Origin of the sequence: Archangium sp., from assembly GCF_036388035.1 — a bacterium.
In the GTDB taxonomy this organism is placed as follows: Bacteria; Myxococcota; Myxococcia; order Myxococcales; family Myxococcaceae; genus Archangium.
The window spans coordinates 1-7,699 of the sequence record NZ_DASVSO010000372.1; the positions used below are offsets into that span (position 1 = coordinate 1).

Genomic DNA, 7,699 nt, shown 5'->3' on the forward strand with positions numbered 1-7,699 from the left:
GGGACGGAGTCCGCCGGCAGCCGGGCGAGGTAGTAGTCGGTGACCTTCTGCGCCGTCTGCAGCATGCGCGCGTCCCGCGTGTACCGGTACGCCATGGTGAAGCCGTAGATGGCCCACGCCTGCCCTCGGGCCCAGGTGGAGGCGTCGTTGTAGCCCTGGAACGTGCGCTTGGAGCGGATGCGGCCCGAGGTGCTGTAGTCCACCACGTGCCAGGTGCCACCGTCGGCTCGCACCATGTCCGTCATGGTTTTCAGGGCATGGCGGAGCGCCATGTCCTTCCAGGCGGGATTGCCCCCGTTCTGCGAGGCCCAGAAGAGCAACTCCAGGTCCACCATGGTGTCGGTGACCAGCGGGACCTGCCACCCCGAGTTCCAGTCGCAGCAGTTGATGACCCCCACCGTGGAGTTGAAGCGCGTGGCCAGCGAGCCGGCGGCCGTCAGCAGGACGTTCTGGTAGTAGGGGTCTCCCGTCAGCCGGTACGCGTGGCCGAAGCTGGGCATGAACTTGAAGCCCAGGTCATGCGTCTGCGTATCGGTCTTCTGCACCTCCAGGTTGCGAGTCCAGGCGTCCGCCTTGGTCTTCCAGAATGGGTCTCGCCCCTGGTCGTAGAGGTACCAGAGCTGTCCCGGGAAGAAGCCCTGGACCCAGCCGATCATGTCGGTGTTGGGCACCAGCTTCCAGGTGCCGTCGGTGCTGGCCTTGGGGTACTGGTTCGTCGGTATCCGCGGATTCGTGGCCGAGCGGTTCAACTGTTGCCGGGCGAACTCGAGGGCCCGGTCCGCCGCCGCGTCATCAAAAGCTCGGGCCGGTCCCGCCGCGAGTGCGCAGAGACACCCCACCAGCAGCCATGTGAAAGATTTTTCTCGAGCCCTGCCCACCATGCCGTACCCCTTCCTGTGTCGACTCGGGAAGATGGGGTGTGCATGGCGGAGGACCAGTGGCGCGGTAGGGTGGCTTCCCACCTCCACGCTGTCTGACTTCCAACTCCTGGAGGAGGGGCACGTTCAGGGAGCAACGTCCCATTGCTCCTGGGTCGTATCCGCCTCGTCCTCCTGTGCTGCAATCGGCCGCATCCGCTGGACAGGGGAGTGGTCGTGCCTGTGCGCTTCGCCTCACGATTGATGCTCGTCCTCGCCCTGGTGGGCGTGGTGCCTGTCCTGTTGCTCGGTGGGGTGTCCTTCCGCGCCAACCGGGACGAGCTGCACCAGCTGGTGGGTGGGCTACAGACCCAGTCCGCCATGGAGCTCGCGCGCTCGTGCCGCCAGCTGGTGCTCGTGGGCGTGGACAACCTCCGCCTCGCCGCCGAGTACCTCCCACTGGAGCGCCTGGAGCCCCACGAGGCCTCCTCCGTGCTGAGCATTCCCCTGCGTCAGCTCACGGCCCTCAACCTGCTCGTGCTGGTGGACGGGCAGGGCCGCGCCGTCGCCCCGGCCGTCTACACCCCGGAGGCCCGTGGCAACCGGCAGCGCGTCACCGAGGCCTCGCTGGACCTCTTCTCGCGTCAGGCACCCGTGCAGGCCGCCCTGTCCACCGGCGCGGCCATCGGCCCCCCGTACCGCACGCCCGAGGCCGCCGGGGGCCGTGTGGCGCTCGCGGTGCGCGCGGGGGAGAACGCCTCCCGGCTCCTGTTGGCGGAGCTGTCGCTCGCCGAGCTGGGGCGCCGCGTGGAGGAGCTGGCCCAGGAGGGCGGGCTGGCCTTCGTGGTGGACCACAAGGGCGAGCCGGTGGCCCACACCGGGCCGGGCGCCACGCTGAGCCACGAGGAGCGCGGGTTGGTGCTCGAGGGGCTCTCGCTCGGCACACCGGTGGTGCGCACCGTGCGCGGCGTGGACGGCATCGAGTACCTCGCCGCCTTCGCTCCCGTGCCGGACCTCGGCTGGGGCGCGGTGGTGGGGCGCAGGGCGAGCCAGGCCTTCGCTCCGGCCGAGCACGTGCGGCGCTACACCTTCTTCTGGGCGGTGGTGGCGCTGGTGGCCACCGGGGTGCTCGGGCTCGTGCTCTCCCGGGGCGTGGGCCAGCCCGTCGCCCAGCTCTCCGAGGGCGTGGCCGCGCTCGCCGAGGGCCGCTACGACCAGCGCGTCCCCGAGGGAGGCCGGGACGAGCTGGGCCTGCTCGCCCGGTCCTTCAACCGCATGGCCGACGAGCTGCAGCGGCGCGAGACGGAGCTGCGGGGCTGGAGCGAGGAGCTGCGGCAGCGCGTGGACGAGCGGACGCGCCAGCTGCGTGAGGCGCAGGATCAGGTCGCCCGCACGCGGCGGCTGGCGGCGCTCGGCTCGCTGGGCGCGGGGATTGCCCACGAGCTCAACAACCCGCTCACCGGCATCCTCGGGTTGCTGTCGCTGTCCTCCGAGGAGGTGCCCGCCACCTCGCCCCTGGGCCAGAGCCTGAGGATGGCGCTCGAGCAGGCCCGCCGCATGGCGCGCATCATCCGCGAGCTGCGGCAGATGGCGGAGCAGGAGCGCGAGGGGGCGGGTCGTCCACTGGAGCTGGCCCAGCCGGTGCGCGCGGCGCTCCAGGAGGTGCGCGAGGAGCTCGAGGCGCGCGGGGTGTCGCTGACGTGTGAGCTGTCCGAGTCGGTGCCGCGGGTGCTGGGACACGCGGACCAGCTCCAGAAGGTGGTGGCCCACCTGCTGCAGAACGCCGTCACCGCGATGCCCGAGGGCGGCTCGCTCACCGTGGGGCTCTCGGCGGTGGAGAGCGACGCGGTGTGCCTGTCGGTGAAGGACACCGGCAAGGGCATCCCCGAGTCGTTGCGCGAGCGCATCTTCGATCCTTTCTTCACCACCAAGGACGAGCCCGGACGCGTGGGGCTGGGGCTCTCGGTGGCTCATCGCATCATCGAGGCCCACCATGGGCGCATCCGGTTGGAGAGCGCCGAGGGGCAGGGCACCCTCATCACCATCATCCTTCCCGCGGTCGGCGGGGAGGCGCACCTCGCGTGAATCCACGGGGTGCGAGGGAGGAGTTCTTCATGGGGACGGAGCGGGACACAGGCACGGAGTGGACGGGCGGGGAGGTCCGGTCGTGAGCTCCTCGCGTGACACGCTCGGGCGGTCGCTGGCGCTCGGGCTGGGCCTGGTGGCCCTGCTGGCCCTGGGGGGCTGGTTCGTCTTCGAGCGTTTCGTGGCGACCTCCCGGTCCGCCCCGGTCGTCGTCGTGGCACCCCCCCCGGAGGTCCGGCCCGCGCCGGTCGTGGTGCCGGACGTGCGCGCCACGATCGTCGAGGTGGTGGGCGCGGTGGAGCGGGCCCGCGGCGAGAAGTGGGTGGAGCTGCAGGTGGGCGACGCGCTGGCTCCGGATGACTCCGTGCGCACCGGCCCGGGAGCCCGGGCGGGCCTGCGGGTGGGAGACGAGACGTCGAGGCTGTCCATCCCCGAGCACTCCGAGGTGCGGGTGGGCAAGGTGACGCCCGCCGTGCACGCCTTCCAACTGTCGCGCGGTCGCATCGACGTGGACTACGGCGCCCGGGAGGACCGGGTGCTGCGTGTGCACAGTGAGAGCGGCGCGGTGGCCGAGACGCGGGCGGCGCGCTTCACCATGCTCCACAGTGGGGCCATGGTGGCGGTGGCCACCCAGGTGGGCTCGGTGGACCTGTCGTCCGGGGGCGGCACCGTCCAGGTGGGCGCCGGACAGCAATCGGTGGTGTTCCAGGGCGCGAAGCCGATGGCCGCCGAGCCCATCCCGCTGGACGTGTTGCTGAAGGTCGCCGCGAAGGCTTCCTCCCAGGACGCCCTGTGCCTCTCCCTCTCCGGGAAGGTGCGCCCGGGGTCTCAGGTGTTCGTGGAGGACGCGCCCGCGGAGGTGTCCCGCGATGGCTCCTTCCATGCGGACGTCCCCCAGCGGGCGGGTCGCTCGAAGGTGCGCGTGGTGGCGAGGGAGCCCGGGGGGGGGACACAGGAGATGCTGGTGGCCTGTCGTCCGCGCGCACGCTCCAGGCGTTCCCAGGCGGAATCCGTGAAGTTCCGGTGGGACGAGGCCCCCTGATGTCCTCGCGCTCGCTCCCCCTCGCGTTGCTCCTCCTGGCGGTGCTGGCGGGCTCCCAGCCTGCCCGAGCGGCGGGAACGCAAGCGCCCCAGGCGTCCGCCGGGGGAGGCATCCGCATCCAGTGCGTGCCCGGGCACGTGCTACTGGGGAAGGATCGCGAGGCGGAGGTGCGCATCGAGCTGGAGCCGTCCGCCACCGGCCTCGAGCTGTTCGTCAGCCGCGGCGAGCTGGGGCCACTGACGCAGGTGGGGCCGGGGGCCTTCCGCGCCACCTACGTGCCGCCCCGGCAGAAGCTTCCCCTGGTGGTCATCCTCTCCGCGCTCGCCCGGGGGCCGCAAGGGGTGCTCGATGGTTGGACGGTGCTCCCGCTCTGGGGTCAGGGCGAGGCCGAGGTGCGCACCCGGGCCGGAGCGCCCGTGACGCTTCGGGTGGGCCCCGAGACGTATGGGCCGATCCTCGCGGACGCGAGGACGGGCATCGCGCGCATTCCCGTGGCGGTGCCGCCCGGTGTGCATGAGGCCTTCTTCGGACGCAAGCGGATCCATCTCGGGGTGCCGCCGCAGCCGTTCGTCCACGCCATCATGGAGCGCCGGGAGCTCCAGGCCGATCGCGAGGAGTCGGTGAACGTCCGGGTGTACGTCGTGAAGCCGGAGGGCGGGACACAGCGCTCGGGCTCCTTCACCTTCTCCGCCTCGCGAGGAGCCGTGGGGGCGCCGGTGGAGGTGGGACGGGGCGTGTCCGTCGCGAGGTGGACCGTGCCTCCCGGGCCGGCGGGGACCCTGGAGCTGAAGGGCTCGGTGCCGGGAGAGCGGCGGGCGTCCTTCGGCGTGCGGGTGGAGGCGGTGGCCGGTCCCGCGCGAAGCTTCGAGATGCGGGTGGACCGGGAGGAGCTCGTGGCCTCCGAGGAGGCCCGGGTGACGGTGGTGGTCTCCGCCCGGGACGGTATCGGCAACCCGGCGAAGGCCCGTCTGCGGCTCGAGTCCGAGCGGGGCGAGGGCGTGGCGCTCACCGAGCGTCGACCGGGAGAGTACGTGGGTGTGCTCGGCATCACGCCTGGCTTCGGCGGACGGGAGCGGCTCGAGCTGCGGCTGCTCGCGGAGGGCGGCTCCGCTCCGCTCCTCACCCGGACGGTGGCGCTCCGGGCCGGCACTCCGGCTCGGGTGACGGTGGAGCCCTTGCAGCCCTTCCTCGTGGCGGATGGTCGTGCGGAGGTGTCCTGGCGCATCGCCGTGGCCGATCGTTTCGGCAACCCGGTGCCGGAGCCCTGGCCCCAGGCGGTCGCCGCGGATGGGCCGCCCATCACGCTCGTGTCTCGGGAGACGGGCACGTATGAATTGCGGTACGTGCCACCCCCGGCGCGCGTGGACCATCTCTCCGAGCTGAACGTGCGGGTGGGGGAGGCGCTCGGCCGAGGTTCCGTCTCGCTGCTGCACCGCCGCTCCGTGCTGCTGGTGGGGCCGCGCGTGGGGATGGTGACGAACTTCGCGGACGTGCTGGCCCCGTCCGCGGGCGTGCGCCTGGAGCTGTGGCCGGCGCGTCCGCTGCCGGACCTGGGGCTCCTGCTGGACACCGGCTACCTGCGGCTCGCTCGCACGGGCGGGGACGCGGTGCCCGGCTTCACGGGACGCGATGAGTGGCTCGATGGCACCCTGGCCGTGGCGCTGCGCTCCTCGCTGGGACGCGGCTTCGAGGGCTGGGTGGCGGCGGGCCCCTCGTTGGTCCGGGTGCGCGGCAGCTCGCGGCTGGGCGAGGGCCCCCCCTTGGAGGAGGCCGCCTGGGTATTCGGCGCGCAGGCGGTGGTGGGCGTGGGCTTCCCGCTCGGGCCGGGACAGCCCTTCCTCGAGGCGAGCTTCCGCTGGTTCGACGATCCGGCCCTCCGCGTGCTGCGGGGCGCACTGAGCGGTGTGGGTCTCCACCTGGGGTACCGCCTTGAGATCTTCTGAGCGTGGATGGCCTCGGTTCCTGGTGCTGCTCTGCCTCTGCGTCCTCGGGGCCGCGTGCGCCCGGGGTCCGGGCTCCGAGCATGAGCCCCGACCCCAACGCGTGGTGCCGGCCTGGGGACGGACCGCCGAGCCGGTGGCGGTGACCATCGAAGGGGAGAACTTCCTGGCGCTCGCCACCCAGCACATCGGTGGCCCGGAGCCGCTCTCGGTGGACGCCCGCTTCGAGGCCTTCCTCGGCGAGGTGGCACTGGAGGACGTCACCCTGGAGGACGCGCGCACGCTGCGCGCCCGGGTGCCGGTGGGGCTCGGGCCCGGTTGGCACACGCTGTCGCTGGTGGGGCCCCTGGGCCAGCACGCGGAGCTGCCACGGGCGTACTTCGCGTCGGAGCGACCGCTGGCGACGCTCCAGGCCCGCGCCGCGTTGGAGCGGGCGCAGGTGTTGGTGGGCGAGCGGACGCGGCTGGTCCTGACGGTGGAGAACGTGGGGAGCACGAGCGCGCTCGGGGTCACGCCGGTGCTGAGCCAGGTGGGCGAGGGGAGGGCGGAGGTCGTCTCGGAGCCCGGGCCCGCCGACATCCTCGCGGGCGAAAGCACGCTCTTCACCTGGGAGCTGGGGACCACCGCGCCCGGGGAGGTGCGCTTCTCCCTGGAGGCCTGGGGCCGCGAGTCGGAGCTCGGGGCGGAGCTGGGGGTGTCCGGCGTGGAGGCGGGACCGCTGCGGATACGACCGACGCCCGGGCTCCTGACGGCGCGCTTCCTGCTCCTGCCCGAGCGCATCAACCTGGGGCAGCAGTTCGACATCGAGCTGGAAGTGACGAACCCGGGAGGCTCCCCGGTGCTCGGGGTGAAGCTCGAGGCCGCGACGTCCGTGGGCACGGGGCAGGTGACGCTCGTGTCCGGGCCGGAGCCGGCGAGTGTGGACATCGCGGCGGGAGGGCGCGGGGTGTTCCGCGCGCGCGTCATCGGCACGGGCGAGGGCTCCTGCTCCTTCCGTGCGGGGGTTCGCGGGTTGGACCAGACCTATGGGGCTCCCGTGGTGGTGCCGCCCATCACCTCCTCCACCGTGAGCGTGCAGCGGCCCGCGACCCTCACGGGCGTGCTCGCGGCTCCCTCGCACGTCCGTCCGGGGAGCCTCTTCGACGTGGTCCTGACCGTGACCAACACCGGGAGCGCCACGGCCCGGGACGTGCTGCCCACGGTGCCCTCGGTGAGCAGCGGCGTGGCGGAGCCCGCCACCGTGCCGAGCCCCTCCCCGGTGGAGCTCGCGGGGGGGGCCAGTACCACCTACACATGGAGCTACCGCGCCGTCAGCCAGGGAAAGGTGTCCTTCACCACCAGCACGAGCGGGACCGATGGGAACGCGCGGACACCCGTGAGTTCCGGGACGGTCTCGTCGGGTGAGGTCTCCGTCTTCGAGCTGGAGCTGATGCGTACGGATCCTTTCAAGGACGGTTCGGCCTTCGCGCAGATCTTCCCCTACGGGGACCGGCTCGTCCTCGGGCCCAACCGGAGCGGCACCAAGGCGGTGCGCGTGGATCCGGCGGGGACGGCGGACAGCGAGTTGTCCTTCTCCTTCCCGAAGGACACGAGCGGCAACTCCAGCCAGAACGCGTCCGCGCCGCGCTACTCCTCCATCGGCGCGACGGGCTGTACGCCCAACACGGCTTCGTGCGGCCCGGACAACGAGGACGGCCGAGGCTTCTTCTTCGCCGGTCGCATGGGGACGCAGGAGTGGCTGGGCATTGGCGGCGCTCGGAGCGGCGGGGACCTGG

General features: G+C 72.5%; 4 protein-coding genes and 1 pseudogene. 4 read left to right on the plus strand and 1 reads right to left on the minus strand.

Annotated features, from left to right (window positions below):
• Nucleotides 1-881, minus strand: a pseudogene (locus tag VF697_RS15145) (glucuronylhydrolase); the annotation flags it as partial.
• Nucleotides 882-1,094: 213 nt separating this feature from the next.
• Between VF697_RS15145 and VF697_RS15150 the strand changes: the two are divergent.
• The 4 genes from VF697_RS15150 to VF697_RS15165 form a co-directional block, all read left to right on the plus strand.
• On the plus strand, nucleotides 1,095-2,942 hold the full coding sequence (locus tag VF697_RS15150; protein ID WP_331095571.1) for a sensor histidine kinase: 1,848 nt from the start codon (nucleotides 1,095-1,097) through the stop codon (nucleotides 2,940-2,942).
• Nucleotides 2,943-3,024: 82 nt separating this feature from the next.
• The gene (locus VF697_RS15155) at nucleotides 3,025-3,984 is read left to right on the plus strand and encodes a FecR domain-containing protein (RefSeq protein WP_331095573.1); all 960 of its coding nucleotides are present in this window, start codon (nucleotides 3,025-3,027) and stop codon (nucleotides 3,982-3,984) included.
• Nucleotides 3,984-5,927, plus strand: coding sequence for a hypothetical protein (locus tag VF697_RS15160; RefSeq protein ID WP_331095575.1), 1,944 nt, complete (start codon nucleotides 3,984-3,986; stop codon nucleotides 5,925-5,927). Before VF697_RS15155 ends, VF697_RS15160 begins: the two co-directional genes overlap by 1 nt.
• 100 nt (nucleotides 5,928-6,027) lie before the next feature.
• The coding region (locus VF697_RS15165) for a hypothetical protein (RefSeq protein WP_331095577.1) at nucleotides 6,028-7,699 on the plus strand (1,672 nt) is incomplete at its 3' end.

Coding starts and splice junctions, on each gene's coding strand:
- VF697_RS15160 (WP_331095575.1), top strand. CDS start 3,984: ATGTCCTCGCGCTCGCTCCCCCTCGCGTTGCTCCTCCTGGCGGTGCTG.